Source organism: Flavobacterium flavigenum (assembly GCF_027111255.2).
GTDB lineage: Bacteria > Bacteroidota > Bacteroidia > Flavobacteriales > Flavobacteriaceae > Flavobacterium > Flavobacterium flavigenum.
In genome coordinates, this window is record NZ_CP114285.2 from 3,310,931 (window position 1) to 3,329,219 (window position 18,289).

At 34.4% G+C, this 18,289-nt stretch carries 13 protein-coding genes; 5 read left to right on the plus strand and 8 right to left on the minus strand.

The window, feature by feature from the left end:
* Positions 1 to 239 precede the first annotated feature (239 nt).
* Complete coding sequence (locus OZP09_RS13645; RefSeq protein ID WP_281309531.1) at positions 240 to 2,993, plus strand: pectate lyase family protein; 2,754 nt, start codon at positions 240 to 242, stop codon at positions 2,991 to 2,993.
* Between the two features lie 70 nt (positions 2,994 to 3,063).
* Here OZP09_RS13645 and amaB read toward each other — a convergent pair whose 3' ends face one another.
* Both amaB and OZP09_RS13655 read right to left on the minus strand, forming a co-directional pair.
* Positions 3,064 to 4,617 carry an L-piperidine-6-carboxylate dehydrogenase gene (gene amaB, locus OZP09_RS13650; protein WP_269234292.1) on the minus strand — a complete coding sequence of 518 codons (1,554 nt, stop codon included), beginning with the start codon at positions 4,615 to 4,617 and terminating at the stop codon, positions 3,064 to 3,066.
* Positions 4,618 to 4,697: 80 nt separating this feature from the next.
* Positions 4,698 to 5,219, minus strand: a complete 522-nt coding sequence (locus OZP09_RS13655) for a hypothetical protein (protein ID WP_269234294.1) — start codon at positions 5,217 to 5,219, stop codon at positions 4,698 to 4,700.
* Between the two features lie 171 nt (positions 5,220 to 5,390).
* On the opposite strand from OZP09_RS13655, the gene OZP09_RS13660 reads away from it, so the two are divergent.
* A complete protein-coding gene (locus OZP09_RS13660) occupies positions 5,391 to 6,380 on the plus strand; it encodes an MBL fold metallo-hydrolase (RefSeq protein WP_269237880.1) in 990 nt (329 codons plus the stop codon).
* Between the two features lie 79 nt (positions 6,381 to 6,459).
* On the opposite strand, the gene sufD is transcribed toward OZP09_RS13660, so the two are convergent.
* From sufD to OZP09_RS13680, 4 genes are all read right to left on the minus strand, one after another.
* Complete coding sequence (gene sufD, locus OZP09_RS13665; protein WP_269234295.1) at positions 6,460 to 7,776, minus strand: Fe-S cluster assembly protein SufD; 1,317 nt, start codon at positions 7,774 to 7,776, stop codon at positions 6,460 to 6,462.
* 65 nt (positions 7,777 to 7,841) lie between these two features.
* Positions 7,842 to 8,588: a Fe-S cluster assembly ATPase SufC gene (gene sufC / locus OZP09_RS13670; protein ID WP_232677711.1), complete on the minus strand. Its 747-nt coding sequence runs from the start codon at positions 8,586 to 8,588 to the stop codon at positions 7,842 to 7,844.
* A 162-nt stretch (positions 8,589 to 8,750) separates the two neighbouring features.
* Positions 8,751 to 10,199 (minus strand): Fe-S cluster assembly protein SufB, encoded by a 1,449-nt coding sequence (gene sufB, locus OZP09_RS13675; protein WP_269234296.1) that lies wholly within the window; start codon positions 10,197 to 10,199, stop codon positions 8,751 to 8,753.
* 94 nt (positions 10,200 to 10,293) lie between these two features.
* A complete protein-coding gene (locus OZP09_RS13680) occupies positions 10,294 to 10,623 on the minus strand; it encodes a HesB/IscA family protein (protein WP_026727150.1) in 330 nt (109 codons plus the stop codon).
* A 284-nt stretch (positions 10,624 to 10,907) separates the two neighbouring features.
* Between OZP09_RS13680 and OZP09_RS13685 the strand changes: the two genes are divergently transcribed.
* The gene (locus tag OZP09_RS13685; protein ID WP_269234297.1) at positions 10,908 to 11,765 is read left to right on the plus strand and encodes an MBL fold metallo-hydrolase; all 858 of its coding nucleotides are present in this window, start codon (positions 10,908 to 10,910) and stop codon (positions 11,763 to 11,765) included.
* A gap of 61 nt (positions 11,766 to 11,826) precedes the next feature.
* On the opposite strand, the gene OZP09_RS13690 is transcribed toward OZP09_RS13685, so the two are convergent.
* Entirely contained in the window at positions 11,827 to 13,194 is a 1,368-nt protein-coding gene (locus OZP09_RS13690; RefSeq protein WP_269234298.1) for a T9SS type A sorting domain-containing protein, read from the minus strand.
* Between the two features lie 328 nt (positions 13,195 to 13,522).
* On the opposite strand from OZP09_RS13690, the gene OZP09_RS13695 reads away from it, so the two are divergent.
* Together OZP09_RS13695 and OZP09_RS13700 are read left to right on the plus strand one after the other, a co-directional pair.
* Positions 13,523 to 15,142, plus strand: a complete 1,620-nt coding sequence (locus OZP09_RS13695) for a S8 family peptidase (protein ID WP_281309532.1) — start codon at positions 13,523 to 13,525, stop codon at positions 15,140 to 15,142.
* A gap of 79 nt (positions 15,143 to 15,221) precedes the next feature.
* Positions 15,222 to 17,102, plus strand: coding sequence for a M1 family metallopeptidase (locus OZP09_RS13700; RefSeq protein ID WP_281309533.1), 1,881 nt, complete (start codon positions 15,222 to 15,224; stop codon positions 17,100 to 17,102).
* Between the two features lie 71 nt (positions 17,103 to 17,173).
* Here the strand turns inward: OZP09_RS13700 and OZP09_RS13705 are convergent, their stop codons facing one another.
* Positions 17,174 to 18,112, minus strand: coding sequence for an L-threonine 3-dehydrogenase (locus OZP09_RS13705; RefSeq protein ID WP_269234300.1), 939 nt, complete (start codon positions 18,110 to 18,112; stop codon positions 17,174 to 17,176).
* Positions 18,113 to 18,289 lie beyond the last annotated feature (177 nt).

Genomic DNA, 18,289 nt, shown 5'->3' on the forward strand with positions numbered 1-18,289 from the left:
GTTTGGGATGCTTTATAGAATAAGGGGTTTTTAAATGTGTGTAATTTATTACATTTAATGTAATTTATTACATTTTAATCATTTAAATTGATTTATTTTATTTAATGTTGTTTTTTATTATAAAAATATTATGAATAATGAAAATTTATATATTTTTACGTAATCGATTACATTTTTTAATGCAGTCGATAAAAATAAAAAACCACTTTTTAAAAAACTATCAATTAACCAAACCACACATGAAAAAAAAACTATTTTTTCTGACTATTTTGTTTGTATCAATGCAAACATGGTCACAGCAAATTAATGAGGCGGCCGGCTGGCTGGAATCTGCTTTTGTAAAATGGCAGCCCGTCAGTAATGCCCAGACGTACAATGTTTATTATACCGGAAACGGCTTTACAGACAAGAAAATTGACAATCAATTAATCCGTAGCTATGGTTCTTACTATCGCGCCGATATTCCGGGTCTTAAAGCAGGAACTTATACTGTAAAAGTTAAACCGGTTATTTCAGGTGCTGAAGGAAATGGTACTATAACCGGTACTCTTACTGTTTTAGCTCACGATCGTAACGGCTTTGCTTTTGATGGAGGCCGCGTTCCGGGAGGATATAAAGCGGATGGAACTCCGAAAGACAATGCGGTAATTCTTTATATCTCACAGAATACTAAAAACACTATTTCGATGGACATTACCGGAGCAAGTGCAAATCCGTGTGTTGGATTACAAAATATTTTGTATGCCATTAAAAAAGGAAAAGATACGCGGCCGTTCATCATCCGTCTGTTAGGGAATATTACTGATATGACTGTTATGGAAGGCGGAGATGTTGTTATCGAAAATGATAATAATGCTTCGAGTTATCTTACTTTTGAAGGTGTTGGTAATGATGCTGTTGCAAACGGTTGGGGAGTGCGTCTTAAATCTGCTTCAAATATTGAAGTCAGTAATATTGGATTTATGAATTGCAATAGCACGGCCGGAGATAATGTAGGGATGCAGCAGGATAATGATCACATCTGGGTTCATAACTGCGATTTATTTTACGGTGATGCCGGAAGCGATGCCGATCAGATTAAAGGAGACGGAGCATTAGATAATAAATCATCAACTTATGTTACATTGTCCTATAATCACTTTTGGGATAGTGGTAAAGCCAGTCTTTTAGGTTTGAGTGAAGGAACAACAACAGGTTTGTATATTACCTATCACCACAACTGGTTTGACCATTCTGATTCCCGTCATCCAAGAGTTCGTTATTATTCTGCACACATTTATAACAACTATTATGATGGAAATTCAAAATACGGAGCCGGCTCAACATTAGGTTCATCTTTATTCATAGAAGGAAATGTTTTCAGAAATTGTAAATATCCGATGCTTACTTCTAAACAGGGAACTGATATTTTTTACGATTCTACAGGTACTTTTTCTGGTGAAGCCGGAGGAACTATTAAAGCATTTAATAATACGATGACTGGTCAGACACGTTATATTCCGTATAATGCAACCAATTATCCTGTTGAGTTCGATGCTATTGAAGCCACAACCAGAGGTGAGGTTATCAGCAGTAGTATCAAATCAAAACTGGGTGGCAATAGTTATAATAACTTTGATACCAATGCTGCATTATATGTCAAAAATCTGGTTATCGATCAGCCCGCAGCAGCGCAAACTAAAGTGGTGCAATATTCTGGTCGTGTCTCCGGAGGTGATTTAAAATGGACTTTTGATAATTCGGTTGACGATGCATCTTCAACTGTAATTGCAGCATTAAAATCGGCTCTTACTAATTATACCGGAACATTAATTTCAGTACAAGGAGAAACAAATTTAGTAAGCAATCAGACGCTGACTTCAACAACCAATAATAATCAAACTGTAACTAGTGGAACAGCAATTGGTTCAATAGTTTTTACCTGGGGCGGAAGCGCAACAGATGCAACAGTAACAGGATTACCAGCATCAGGGATTACTTTTGTAAAAAATACTACTGCTAAAACCATTACGATTACCGGAACACCAACAGCGACTCTTTCATACTCAATTAGTACAATAGGAAGTGGAACAGCTGCTACAGGATCAGGGACGATTACAGTTACGTTGGCAAGTGCTCAAACTCTTACATCAACAACTAATAATAGTCAAACTGTAACAAGTGGAACGGCAATTAGTTCAATAGTCTTTACCTGGGGAGGAAGTGCGACAGATGCTACCGTAACAGGATTGCCGGCATCGGGAATTACTTTTGTAAAAAACACTTCGGCTAAAACTATTACTATTTCAGGAACACCAACAACAACGGTATCTTATTCTATTGCTACAACCGGAACAGGCACAGCAGTTACAGGATCTGGAACGATTACAGTTACAGGAACATCAACAGGAAACCAGGTTCATAACTTTACAACATCCGGAAAAACAAGTACATTTTACAGTATTACCGGAAATATGAATTCGACAGCAGGTTCTGTAACCTATGCCGGACTAACATTGACAGCCCGTTTAAAAATAGAGTCCAGCACATCTATTACATACACAACAACAGCTGCGTCGACATTAAAATTGGTATTCGATTCTAATTTTACAGGAACAATAAAAGTGAATAATGTGTCTTATACTGCAGTTTCAGGAGTAGTTACAGTATCGCTTCCTGCTGGGGTTAATACGATAACAAAAGGTTCTGTTGCAAATTTATATTACATCAGTACAACATATAATACTACAGCTCGTATGTCGGCAAACAGTTTTGCAGAAGAAGTGGCTTCTGCAAAACTGACGTTGTATCCAAATCCTGTTTCAAGTGAATTGAATATTGATTCAGATAAAGCAATTCAAAAAGTGGAAGTGTATAATTTAACAGGATTATTGGTAAATACACAACAAGGAAATAATAATAGTTTTGATATGAGTAATCTTGCCAATGGCAGTTATTTGGTAAAAGTTCATACTGAAACGAACGTCACTACTAAAATTATCATTAAAAAATAATACCTAAATAACCATTATTCAATGCAAAAGGCTTCCTAAATTTTGGAAGCCTTTTGTGTATTTAATTATTTTACAAATCAAATTTAATTCCCTGTGCCAAAGACAAACTCGTAGTATAATTAATTGTATTGGTCTGGCGTCTCATATAGATTTTCCAGGCATCAGAACCAGATTCTCTTCCGCCTCCAGTTTCTTTTTCTCCGCCAAAAGCACCGCCAATTTCAGCTCCGGAAGTCCCGATGTTTACATTTGCGATTCCACAATCAGAACCGGTTACCGATAAAAATCGTTCGGCTTCACGTAAGTTGTTTGTCATAATTGCTGATGATAACCCTTGTGCAACGCCATTTTGTTGTTCGATAGCATTATCTATTTCTCCGGAATATTTCATCAGATATAAAACCGGTGCAAAGGTTTCATGCTGTACTATTTCAAATGAATTTTCGGCTTCGGCAATTGCGGGTTTTACATAACAGCCGCTTTCATAGCCCTCACCGGAAAGTACGCCGCCTTCAACTATAATTGTTCCGCCTTCTGCAACAACTCTATTTAAGGCTTTGGCATACATTTCAACTGCATGAATATCAATTAGCGGGCCTACATGATTGTTTTCGTCAAGCGGATTACCGATTCGTAATTGTTTGTAGGCAGCAACCAGGGCCTCTTTTACTTTATCGTAAATACTTTCGTGAATAATCAATCTTCGGGTTGAGGTACAACGCTGTCCGGCAGTTCCAACGGCTCCAAAAACAGCTCCAATTACAGTCATTTTTATATCAGCATCCGGAGTAACAATAATCGCATTGTTTCCTCCTAACTCCAATAAAGATTTACCTAAACGTCCGGCAACAGCCTGAGCAACTATCTTCCCCATTCGGGTTGAGCCGGTAGCAGAAATCAACGGAATCCGGGTATCAGCAGTCATTAATTCACCAATAGTAAAATCACCATTTATAAGACACGAAATTCCTTCCGGCAAGTTATTTTCCTTAATAACCTGTGTAATTATATTTTGACAGGCAATACCGCAAAGAGGTGTTTTTTCAGAAGGTTTCCAAACACAAACATCACCGCAAATCCATGCTAAAGCTGTATTCCAGGACCAAACCGCTACAGGGAAATTAAAGGCCGAAATAATTCCGACAATTCCTAAAGGATGGTATTGTTCGTACATGCGGTGTCCGGGCCTTTCAGAATGCATTGTTAATCCGTGCAACTGGCGTGAAAGGCCAACTGCAAAATCACAAATATCGATCATTTCCTGTACTTCTCCGTAGCCTTCCTGTAATGATTTACCCATTTCATAAGAAACTAATTTTCCAAGAGCTTCTTTATTTTGGCGTAATTTTTCTCCAAACTGACGTACAATTTCTCCACGCTGAGGTGCTGGAATTAAACGAAATATTTTAAAAGCTTCTGTTGCAGACTGCATTACTTTTTCGTAATCTTCAGGTGTTGTCATTTTTACAGATGCGATTAATTTTCCGTCAACCGGAGAATAGCTATCTAAAATTTCTCCTGATGAAAAACTTTCTATTCCCGTAGATGTTCCTTCATTTATAAATTTGATGCCCAATTTTTCCAGGGCTTCATTTATTCCAAATTGAGACGCTATTGTTGTCATTGTAACTTTTTTAGTTTAAAATGTGATATTTTAACGTAAAGATATTGTTTTAAGATTGAATTCCTTCTTTAAAAAATAATTTACAGCTTTTTCTTTTTTACAATTATGAGAATCAAGAATAAAAGGAAACTTAATCCTGAAAGAGTATAAATTATTTTATCCTTAGTTTTTAATTTTTCTTCAAATGAATTTTTAACTAAGTCAATCTGATATTGAATGTTGTTTTGAAATCTTATTATTTTTATTTTTTGCTTATTCTTAAGGAAATTTTTACGTAAGTTTTCTAAAGTTACCAATTCTTTTTCATCTATATTGCTTAATAAATTTGTTCGGGAACAAATTGAACAATTAAGAGTATAACCATTACTTTTAGCATAAATCAAATATTCTTCACCAATTATAAAAGAGAAGTCACAAGAGCCACTATCAGCAAACAGAATAGTTCTGTTTTTTCTTTCTCCAAAAATTTCCTGCTTATAAGAATTGCTTATTGTAATAGTAAAAGAATATATTTTTTTCACCATAATTTCCATAAAGTAGGCTGTCAACTTGAATGATTTTTGCAGTAAAAACTTCGCTAGCCAATTCCCAATTTTTTTCAATTGATGGTTTTTCGGAACAGTCACATGAATAACTATTTTGAATTACGAAGCATAAAATTACGAAGAGGAATAGTTTTTTCATTAGGCAAAAGATATTTTTTAAATGAAAAGTAAATTTAGATTATTAAACAGGATTTTCAGGAATCAGTACAAATTTATTCCCTATAAATGATGAAATTTGCAATTGCAAAATTATCAAAGATGAATTTCTCTAAATATTTACTAATTGCGTTACTTCTAATTTCGGGATCTGTATTTTCTCAAAAAAAGTTACAATCAGCTTTTCAGGTTGTTCCTTTAGGTGTCAAGGGTGGAATAGATGAAAAAAACCTTTCGGCCTATTTAATAGCATCTTCTAATACTAAAGATTACATCTGTCTGGATGCCGGAACCATCAATTCAGGAATCGAGAAAGCTATTGAAAATAAAGTATTCAAAGTTCCAACAAGCGAAGTACTACGAAAATACATTAAAGGATATTTAATTTCACATGCACATTTGGATCATGTTTCGGGTTTAATAATTAATTCTCCGGCAGATTCCTCAAAAACAGTTTATGCCACAAATAAATGTATCGAGATGATGGAAAACCATTATTTTAATGACAAAACCTGGGCAAATTTTGGAGATCAGGGAGTAGGTTTTCCATTGAAAAAATATCATTTTCAGACTTTGAATGTTAATGAAGAAACTCCCATTACAAATACTCAAATGACAGTAAAAGCTTTTTCCTTAAGTCATGTCAATCCATATGAAAGCACTGCTTTTTTGATAAAAAATGGAAACGACTATGCTTTGTATCTTGGTGATACTGGTCCGGATGCAGTAGAGAAAAGCAATAATTTACAGGTGTTATGGAAAGCAATTACTCCATTAATCAGGAGTAAACAATTAAAAGGCATTTTTATAGAAGTTTCTTTCCCAAATGAGCAGCCGGATCAGTTTTTATTTGGGCATTTGACTCCGAAATATTTGATGGATGAACTTCGTGAACTAGAGAAACTGGCGGGTAAAAATTCTTTAAACGGATTTAAAATAGTAATTACACATCTGAAACCGCCTGCGAAGAATATTATAAAAATTAAAGAGCAATTGAAGATCCAAAATAATTTAGGATTGAAATTTATTTTTCCAGAGCAGGGAAAAAGTTTCGAATTGTAATAAATAAAAGCATACAAAAACCGGTAACTTACTTTTTTAGTATGTTACCGGTTTTTATATTTTTGAACTTAGAATATTTTTACAAATCAAATCCTAAATTCACGCCTAGTTTGGTGGCAATGATTTTAGTGATTCTTTGCTTTAATTCCGGTATTTTGATGCTTTCGATCACGGCATTTGAGAATGCGTACATCAATAAAGCTTTAGCTTCTTTTTTAGGGATTCCGCGGGACTGCATGTAGAACATTGCTGTTTCGTCCAGCTGTCCAACTGTACATCCGTGAGAACATTTTACGTCATCGGCAAAGATTTCCAGTTGAGGTTTTGCATTAATTGTAGCTTTGTCGCTTAATAAAATATTATTGCTCTTTTGGAAAGCATTGGTTTTTTGAGCTTCCTTGTCAACTAAAATTTTCCCATTGAAAACTCCAGTTGAACGATCAGAGAAAATTCCTTTATAATCCTGAAAACTTTCGCAATTTGGCTGTGCATGGTTTACCAACGTATAATGATCGACGTGCTGTTTGTCATTTAGAATTGAAATTCCGTTAAGCGTACTGGTTAATCTTTCGCCAAAATGGTAAAAGTTTAGATTGTTACGCGTAATGTTTCCTCCAAATGAGAAAGTGTGAACGTAAGCGTGACTTTCCTGCTGTTGAGAAACGTAAGTGTTATCAACTAAATTTGCTTCGCTATTGTCGTTTTGAATTTTATAATAATCGACAATGGCACGTTTTTGAGCGAAAATCTCCGTAACAGAATTCGTTAAAACCGGATTTTCATTCAGGCTTTGGTGACGTTCAATAATCTGAACATGTGAATTTTCACCCACAATAACAAGGTTTCTTGGCTGCACCATTAACGCAGTTTCATTTCCAGTTGAAAAATACATGATTTCAATTGGTTTATCAGCTACTTTTTTCTTTGGAATATTGATAAAAGCACCTTCAATTGCAAAAGCAGTGTTCAATGAAGTTAAACTGTCATCTTTGCTTGCAATTTGGTTAAAATACGTATCAATAACCATTTTGTATTTAGGCTTAGTCAATGCCGAAGACATCAGACAAACATCGATTCCGTCGTGGGTTGTAGAGGATAAATGCGAACTGAAAATACCATCAATAAAAACTAATTTATAAGTGTCAATTTCGTGTAAAAAGTATTTTTTTACCTGATTGAATTCGATTGCATTTTCCTGCTTTGGAAAAACCGTAAAGTCATTTTTTAAGATGGCATTTAGCGATGTATATTTCCACGCTTCTTCTTTTTTGGTTGGGAAACCTTTATTTTCGAAGTTTTTTATAGCATTTGTACGTATGTCATGCAAGTCTGAATGCACATCAACACGCTCTTCAAAAGCCATAAAAGACGATACTAATTTTTCTTTTAAATCCATTTCTTTAGTTATAAGTTATGAGTTATAAGTTATGAGTTTGGTAAACTGTAAACTGTAACTGTAAACTAGTTTTCTGCCTTGATCCAGTCGTATCCTTTTTCTTCTAATTCGTAAGCCAATTCTTTCCCTCCTGATTTTACGATTCTTCCGTTGTAAAGAACGTGAACGAAATCCGGAACGATATAATCTAACAAACGTTGGTAGTGTGTAATTACTATAATTGCGTTTTTGTCGCTTTTTAATTTGTTTACACCATTAGCCACAATTCTTAAGGCATCGATATCAAGGCCAGAATCGGTTTCGTCAAGGATAGCTAATTTTGGCTCTAACATTGCCATTTGGAAAATCTCGTTTCTTTTTTTCTCTCCTCCGGAAAAACCTTCATTTAAAGAACGAGATAAAAATTTACGGTCGATTTCTAACAATTCAGATTTCTCACGAATCACTTTCAACATTTCGTTTGCAGGCATTTCTTCCTGACCGTTTGCTTTACGAGTTTCATTAATGGCAGTTTTCATAAAGTTAGTTACACTAACTCCAGGAATTTCTACCGGATATTGAAAAGAAAGGAAAACACCTTTATGTGCTCTTTCTTCTGGAGCTAAATCAGCCAGGTCTTCTCCGTCAAGAATTACCTCTCCGTCTGTAACTTCATAATTTTCGTTTCCTGCAATAACTGCAGAAAGGGTACTTTTTCCAGAACCGTTTGGTCCCATTATCGCGTGAACTTCTCCAGCTTTAACTTCTATATTAATTCCCTTAAGGATTTCTTTATCACCAATTCCGGCGTGAAGGTTTTTTATTGATAACATCTTTTCTTTGTTTAAAGTTTCAAGTTTCAAGTTTTCAGTTCGGCTGAAAACGAAACTTTGAAAAATCTTTTTATTTTAAATTGATATAAAATTCTTTTTATAATGGTTATAAAGAGCAAAGTTTCGGATTCAAAAACTTGAAACCTGAAACCTGAGACTTTTCTAACCCACAGATCCTTCTAAAGAAATCTCTAATAATTTTTGAGCTTCAACAGCAAATTCCATTGGGAGCTTGTTCAAGACATCTTTACTGAAACCGTTTACAATTAAGGCAATCGCTTTTTCAGTCGGAATACCTCTTTGGTTGCAATAAAAAACCTGATCTTCTCCAATTTTACTTGTAGTGGCTTCGTGCTCGATTTTTGCTGATGGATTTTTACTTTCGATGTAAGGGAAAGTATGCGCACCACAATTGTTACCCATTAATAACGAGTCACACTGAGAAAAGTTTCTTGCATTTTCTGCTCTTGGTGAGATTTGCACTAAACCACGGTAGCTGTTTTGCGATTTTCCAGCAGAAATACCTTTAGAAATAATAGTCGATTTAGTGTTTTTTCCTAAATGGATCATTTTTGTTCCGGTATCAGCCTGTTGGTAATTATTGGTAACGGCGATAGAATAAAACTCGCCAACCGAATTATCTCCTTTCAATACACAAGAAGGATATTTCCAGGTTACAGCAGAACCTGTTTCAACCTGCGTCCAGGAAATTTTAGCGTTTGTTTCGCATAAACCTCTTTTGGTTACGAAGTTGTAAACTCCACCTTTTCCTTCTTTGTTTCCAGGAAACCAGTTTTGAACAGTCGAATATTTAATTTCAGCATCGTCCAAAGCGATTAATTCAACTACAGCAGCGTGTAATTGGTTTTCGTCACGGCTTGGAGCAGTACATCCTTCAAGATAAGAAACGTAACTTCCTTCGTCAGCAATAACTAAAGTTCTTTCAAATTGTCCTGTTCCTGCCTGGTTAATTCTGAAATAAGTTGAAAGTTCCATAGGACAACGAACGCCTTTTGGAATATAACAGAAACTTCCGTCAGAGAAAACCGCTGAGTTTAAAGCGGCGTAAAAGTTATCTTTCTGAGGAACAACAGTTCCCAGATATTTTTTAACTAATTCCGGATGTTCTTTAATCGCTTCAGAAATCGGACAGAAAATAATCCCTTTTTCTCCAAGTGTTTTTTTGAAAGTTGTTGCAACAGAAACAGAATCGACAACAATATCCATAGCGACATTGTTCATCATTTTTTGTTCGTCAACAGAGATTCCTAACTTTTTGTACATTTCTAAAAGCTCAGGATCTACATCGTCCAGGGTTTTATTTGGATCTACCGCTTTTGGAGCTGAATAATATGAAATGGCCTGAAAATCTGGTTTTTCGTAGTTTACGTTTGCCCATTCCGGCTCAATCATTTCTTTCCAGACACGAAAAGCTTCAATGCGCCATTCGGTCATCCACTCTGGTTCTTCTTTTTTAAGAGAAATAGCTCTTACAATTTCTTCGTTTAGACCAATAGGAAATGTTTCAGATTCTATATTGGTATAAAATCCGTACTCATATTCTTTGGTTTCCAGTTCGATTTTTAAATCGTCTTCGGTGTATTTGCTCATTGTTTTTTTATTGAAAGATTTCAAAATAGAAGGATTTAAATATTTAAAACCACTTCTGTAATTAAATCTTTAAATTTTGCAATTGTTTAATTGTTTATAGCGAAAATGATTCACCGCATCCGCAGGTTCTGCTTGCGTTTGGGTTGTTGAAAACAAATCCTTTTCCGTTTAATCCGCCAGAGAATTCTAAAATTGTTCCGGCTAAATAAAGAAATGATTTTTTTTCAACGGCTATTTGTATGTCGTTGTCTACGAATATTTTATCGTCATCTCCTTTGGTTTTGTCGAATTTTAAATCATAAGACAAACCAGAGCATCCACCGCTTTTTACTCCTACACGTACATAGTCATGTGCGGCATCAAAACCATCATCAGTCATCAGGTCGATGATTTTCTTTTTGGCTGTATCAGAAACTTTTATCATTTTTTATAGTATTTATCTTTTTCAACATTCCTTTTAAAAATAGTAATGAAATTATTACAATTAAAGTACTGTATGTCAATGTTGAAATGAAATTATCTGCAAAGATACGACTTAAAAACCTTTTTCCATAACGGTTCACATTATTATAACAAATGTTAAAATAGATATAAGTTATTTAATAAACAGGATTACACAGAATAAAAGGGGGTTATGGTTTTTTAGTTGAAATTTTAGCATAAGGAAATCCAATTTCCTAGCTTTGTTTCTAATATTGATTTTTTATTATGAAACTTTATCCAATAGAATCAGGAAATTTTAAATTAGACGGAGGCGCCATGTTTGGCGTTGTGCCAAAAACAATCTGGAATAAAACCAACCCCGCAGATGCCAATAACCTAATTGATATTGCCGCACGCTGCCTGCTGATCGAAGATGGAAACCGCCTGATTTTAATTGATACCGGAATGGGTGATAAGCAATCAGACAAATTCTTTGGCTATTATTCGCTTTGGGGTTCACATTCTTTGGATAATTCTTTAGCAAAATATGGTTTTCACAGAGATGATATTACCGATGTTTTTATGACGCACCTTCATTTTGATCATTGTGGCGGAAGTGTTCAATGGAATGCGGATAAAACAGGATATGAACCTGCATTTAAAAATGCAAAATTTTGGACAAACGAAAATCATTGGGAATGGGCAATACAGCCAAATGCCCGTGAGAAAGCTTCTTTCTTACCAGAAAATATTTTACCAATGCAGGAAAGTGGTCAGTTACATTTTGTGAAAAGACCAAATGCCGATTTTGGCTTTTCGGAAGAATTAGGTTTTGATATTTACTATGTTGATGGTCACACCGAAAAACAAATGATTCCACATATACAATACAAGCATAAAACTATAGTTTTTTGTGCCGATTTATTGGCTACAGCAGGACACATTCCGCTCCCGTATGTTATGGGATATGATACAAGGCCTTTATTGACGATGCCGGAAAAATCAAAATTGCTAACTGCTGCGGCTGACAAAAATTATTATTTGTTTTTAGAACACGATGCCCATAACCAGATTATTACAGTAGAACATACTGAAAAAGGAGTTCGGTTAAAAGAAATTTTTACCTGTGAGGATATCTTATAAACATTAAAACCATATTTCAGTCATTAGAAATATGGTTTTAATTTTATAATGAGTTTGTGTTTTATTGGACTAGAATTTTTTTAACAATAGTTGCTCCTTCGTTTTCTAAATAAATGTAATAAATACCATTTTGTAATCCTGCTAAATTAATATTGTTATTAGTGTCGTTTTTAGTAAACTTAGTTGTTGTAATTAGTTTTCCAAATGCATCATATACATTTGCTTTTTCAAGAGTACTATTGTCAATGTGTAGTTCTCCTTTTACAGGGTTGGGATAAACAGCTATTTTTTTAAAACCTGCTTCTGATAGTCCTAAAGTAGGACAAGTTAAATTATATGTTGATGCAGCGTCTTTACTAGTCCAGTTAGTATTTGAATAGGTAACATCATCTACCTGAATACAACTTAAATTAGCATTTGAAGTAAAATTTATATTTGTTAAAACAGTATTCTTTCCGTTTTTTAAATTAAGACTTGTTAATTGGTTAGAATAACAATGTAAAGTTTCCAAAGCGATGTTTTTAGAAAGGTCTAATGCTGTTAATGAGTTAGAATGACAATCTAAACTTTTCAAAGCAATGTTTTTAGAAAGATCTAATGTTGTCAATGAGCCTGAATGACAAGATAAATTTTGTAAAGCAGTATTCATAGACAAATCTAATGTTGTCAATGGGTTATAAAAGCATTGTAAAAACAGCAAAGCGGTATTATTAGAAAGATCTAATGATGTTAACGGATTTGATGAGCAGGTTAACTGTGTTAACGCGGTATTTTTAGAGGTATTTAATGCAGTTAATTGATTATAATCGCAAGTTAAAGTTTTTAAAGCGGTATTTTCAGAAACATCCAATGTTGTTAATTTATTATTATCGCAATGTAAATTTTTCAAATCCTTATTCTTAGAAATATTTAATGTTGTCAATAAGTTAAAACTACAACCTAAATCTGTTAAAGCGAAATTATTAGAAAGATCCAATGTTGTCAGTGAGTTCGATTGAAAATCTAAATTCTCCAAAGCGGTGTTATTAGATAGGTCTAATGATGTTAATTGGTTTGATCTGCAATATAAAAATTTCAAAGCTGTATTCATAGACAGGTCCAATGCCGTTAACGTGTTATAGTGGCAATACAAATATTGCAAAGCGATATTTTTGGAGAGATCTAATGTGGCTAATGGATTATTGTTACAAATTAAAATTTTTAAAGACACAAAATTCTGAATCCCTGTTAAGTCAACAATAGAACTATTTGAAATATCAATGGAAGTTAATTTATCAATACTACTAGTCAGTACCTGATTATCAGGTGCTCCGGAATCAATTCCAAGGGCAATCAGTTTGTTTTCAAAATTATTATCCGGTATGCTGGTATATTGAGCATAAATAGCAAAATTTGCGAATAATAGTAATGTGAGTAATTTTGTTTTCATAGGTTAAAATATTATTTTTAAGGACATGCAAATATATTTAACACAGCGTATTTTCCTAATAATTTTTTAATATAAATTTTTGTTCAAAATAATTTTGGAAAAAAATAGATTCTTTAAAAGAACGTCCTGTTTTCATTCATTAGAAAATGGTATAATTTAGTTTTAATGAGGTTCAATTAACCATTATTGTTTTTTAGCAGTACATATCCTGATTATATAGGTATTTTCTTTTAGGATAAAATTTCATAACACAGTGTTAACAGTTAGTTTTTTGTAACAAAATATCATAATTTAGTCCCATCTTTAACTTTTACATTATAATAGGTAAATGAATACTATAAAACCACTTAATTTATCTGCTTTTGCATTACTTGTTTTAGCAGGCTGCAGCGCCACTTTGCAGGCGCAGGTTTCAGCTCCAAAAGAATTTATAACTGCTCCAGCAGCTGTTGTTAAAAAAGCACCGGTTACTGAAAATGAATTGAAAAGATGGAGTCATCTTGATTTAATCAAAGATTCAATTCCTGGAATGAGTGTTGACAAGGCTTATGCTGAATTACTAAAGGGAAAAACAGGTAAAAAAGTAATTGTTGGGGTTGTGGACTCCGGAGTTGATATCGAACATGAAGATTTAAAAGGAGTAATCTGGAAAAATCCAAAGGAAATTCCGGGCAATGGAATCGATGATGATAAAAATGGTTACATTGATGATATTAACGGCTGGAATTTTCTAGGGGATGCTGTCAACGAAAACCTTGAAATGACCCGTATCGTTAAAAAAGGAGATGATGGTTCTGAACAATATAAACAGGCTTTAGCGCAATACACAGAAAAATACGAAAAAGCATTAAAAGATAAAGAGCAAGTAGATTTTTTACTGGATGTTCACAAAACCATACAAACAGCTTTAAATAAAAAAGAATACAAAAGCGAAGATTTAAAATTAATTACTTCTACTGATCCAAAGGTGGCCAGAAGCAAAATGGTAATGACACAGATTTTTACCAATGCCGGGCCAACATTTAATCCGGAAACTGAATTGGAAGATTACAGAGAACATGTTTATAACGAATTGGATTTCAATTTAAATAAAGATTTCGATGGAAGAAAAGTTTTAGGTGATAATGCAGAAGACATTAAAAGTACTAAATACGGGAACAATATTGTATTTGGCCCGGATAAAGAAAAAGCATTACATGGAACCCATGTTGCGGGGATTATTGCACAGGTTCGAGGTAATAATTTAGGCGGAGACGGAGTTGCAGACAATGTTGAAATTCTGACTGTAAGAGCAGTTCCTGATGGAGACGAATACGATAAAGATATTGCTTTGGCAATTCGTTATGCGGTTGATAATGGTGCAAAAGTAATTAACGGAAGTTTCGGAAAAAGCTTCTCACCACATAAACAATGGGTGTATGACGCCATTAAATATGCAGCAAAAAAAGATGTATTGATTGTTCATGCAGCTGGTAATGATGGTTATAATATTGATGAAAAGCAAAACATTAATTATCCAAACGATTCTGAAGATAATGTGAAAGAATTTGCAGACAATGTAATTACAATTGGAGCTATTAATAAATCGTATGGTCAAAATGTAGTAGCCGGGTTTTCTAATTTTGGAAAATTAAATGTAGATGTTTTTGCTCCTGGTGAAGAAATTTACGCAACTATTCCAAACAATAAGTACAAATATTTGCAGGGAACTTCAATGGCATCTCCAAATGCTGCGGGTGTCGCTGCTCTAATTCGTTCCTATTATCCAAAGCTAAAAGCGGCTCAGGTTAAAAAGATTTTAATGGAATCCGGAGTGGCTCTTCCTGAAAAAGTGGTTTTAGGTGAAGAAAAACCAGAAGCAGTATCTGCTACAGAGTCATCAAAAACGGCTAAAATGGTTAATGCTTATAACGCTTTATTGATGGCTGAGAAAATGTCAAAAAAATAAATTTTATCGTTTTTAATAATCAAACTACAAGTTTACAAGATCACTTTTGTAAACTTGTAGTTTTTTAAATAATATCGTAATGAAAAAAATTGTCCTTCTTTCTTTTTTGAGTTTTGGTTTAAACGCAGCTTTTGCACAAAACACCTCATACTGGCAGCAGCATGCAGATTATAAAATGGAGGTTTCGATGGATGTAAAAAACTATCAGTATAAAGGAAAACAGGAATTGGTTTATACGAACAATTCTGCAGATACTTTGCGAAAAGTATTTTATCATCTGTTTCCAAATGCTTTTCAGCCTGGAAGTGAAATGGACGCCCGTTTGCATTTTATAAAAGATCCGGATGGGAGAATGGTAACAAAAACAAAAGGAGCTGATGGAAAAGACATAAAGCAAAGCCGAATAGAAAATCTGAAACCAAATGAAATTGGTTATTTAAAAATCACAAACTTCAAACAGGATGGTGCTGATGCTCAAACAAGAGTTTCGGGAACAATCTTAGAAGTAACTTTGGCAAAACCAATTTTACCGAATTCTAAATCGACTTTTACGTTAGATTTTGACGGACAGGTTCCGGTACAGGTTCGTCGTTCGGGAAGAAATAATTCTGAAGGAGTAGAGCTTTCCATGTCGCAATGGTATCCAAAATTAGCCGAATTTGATTTTGAAGGATGGCATGCTGATCCTTACATCGCAAGGGAATTTCACGGTGTTTGGGGTAATTTTGATGTGAAAATCACCATTGACAAAGACTACACCATTGGAGGTTCAGGATACTTACAGGATAAAAATACAATTGGTCACGGTTACGAAGATGAAGGAGTAAAAGTCGTTTATCCTAAAAAAACAAAAACATTGACGTGGCATTTTATCGCGCCAAATGTTCATGATTTTACCTGGGCGGCTGACAAAGACTACACGCATGATATTGTAAAAGGGCCAAACGATGTCGATTTGCATTTCTTTTACAAAAACAATCCAAAAACTACTGAAAACTGGAAACAATTGGAGCCTTTAATGGTGAAGGTAATGGATTATTACAATCAAAAAGTAGGAACTTATCCGTACAAACAATACTCCTTTATTCAGGGTGGAGACGGCGGAATGGAATATGCCATGTGTACACTGATGTTGGGAAACGGAACTCTTGAGGGAATTTTAGGAACGGCAACTCACGAATTAGGGCATTCCTGGTTCCAGCATATTCTGGCTTCAAATGAGTCAAAGCATCCCTGGATGGATGAAGGTTTTACAACCTATATCGAAGACAGTGCTTTGAATGAATTAGCTGGAGATAAAAAAGTCTCAAATCCGTTTAAAGGTAATTATGCGGCATATTACAGCTTAGTAAATTCAGGTAAAGAACAGCCTCAGACAACTCATGGTGACCGTTATGACGAAAATAGACCTTACAGTATTTCTTCTTATATTAAAGGAAGTATTTTCCTTTCGCAGTTGGAATATGTTATCGGAAAAGAGAATGTCGACGCTGCTTTAAAAAGATATTTTAATGATTTTAAATTCAAGCACCCAACTCCAAACGATATTAAAAGAACAGCCGAAAGAGTTTCGGGAGCAGAATTAGACTGGTATTTGACAGACTGGGCACAAACAACCAATACAATTGATTACGGAATTAAAGACGTTGCTGATAATTCAGGGAAATCAACAGTTACTTTAGAAAGAATCGGAAGAATGCCAATGCCAATTGATTTAAAAGTGGATTACACAGACGGGACTTCCGAGACATTCTATATTCCATTGCGAATGATGAATTTCATTAAACCAAATCCGAATCCAAACGAAAAAAGAACTGTTTTGGACGACTGGGCTTGGGCACAGCAAAACTATAGTTTTACAATTGACAAAAACAAAGCGTCAATCAAAAAAATCACTATAGATCCAAGTGGATTAATGGCTGATGTGAAAGCTGCCAATAATGTTTTTGAAGTAAAATAATCTTCAAGTTAGAATATAAAAAGTCCCGTTTAGAAATACTAAGCGGGACTTTTATTTTAGGATAAGTCAAGTTAACCCAAATGCTCCAGCATATCTTTCGTCATCGATTCTAAATCAAAACTATGATTCCAGTTCCAGTCTTTTCTGGCATCAGAATCGTCGATACTCGCTGGCCAGCTGTCGGCAATTTTTTGGCGGAAATCGGGATTATAAGTGATTTCAAATTCCGGAATATGTTTTTTAATTTCCGCTGCAATCTCTGTTGGCGTAAAACTCATAGCAGCTAAATTATAAGAAGAGTGTATTTTGATTTCTTCAGCAGGAGCCTTCATAATATTGATCGTAGCATCAATAGCATCATCCATATACATCATTGGCATTTTGGTTTCGGATGATAAAAAGCACTCATATTTTTTATCGGCAATAGCTTTATAGAAAATATCCACAGCATAATCTGTAGTTCCGCCGCCGGGAGGAGTAGACCAGCTAATCAAACCTGGATAACGAATACTGCGAACATCAACTCCGTAAATATTGTGATAGTATTCGCACCATCTTTCACCAGCTTGTTTACTAATTCCGTAAACGGTTGAAGGTTCCATAATCGTATATTGAGGTGTGTTTTCTTTTGGGGTTGTGGGGCCAAAAACAGCAATGCTTGATGGCCAGAATATTTTCTGAATTTTTTTGGCTTTTGCCAGATTCAAAACATGAAATAAAGAGTTCATATTCAAATCCCAGGCAAATGCAGGGTTTTTTTCGGCAGTAGCAGATAAAAGTGCTGCCATTAAATAAATGTCAGTAATATGATGAACTTCTACCAGATGTTCAATTTGATTAAAATCCAAAGCATTAATCACTTCAAACGGACCTGAATTAACCACATCTGTATTTAATTTTCGAATATCAGAAGCAATTACATTATCAGTTCCGTACAGTTTACGAAGTTTCTGAGTCAGCTCTGTCCCAATTTGACCACATGCGCCAATGATTAATATTTTTGGATTCATTTGAATATATTTAAAGAACAAATATAATTTTTTCGCAAATAATCCTGCTTTTTATAATGTTAAATTATGAATTTAATAACAAATAATATTGATTTTTGTTTAATTCATTTCGATACAGCTTTATTAAGCTTAGATAAAATGGTTGCAAATCAAAATTCATAATTGTAAATTTACTTG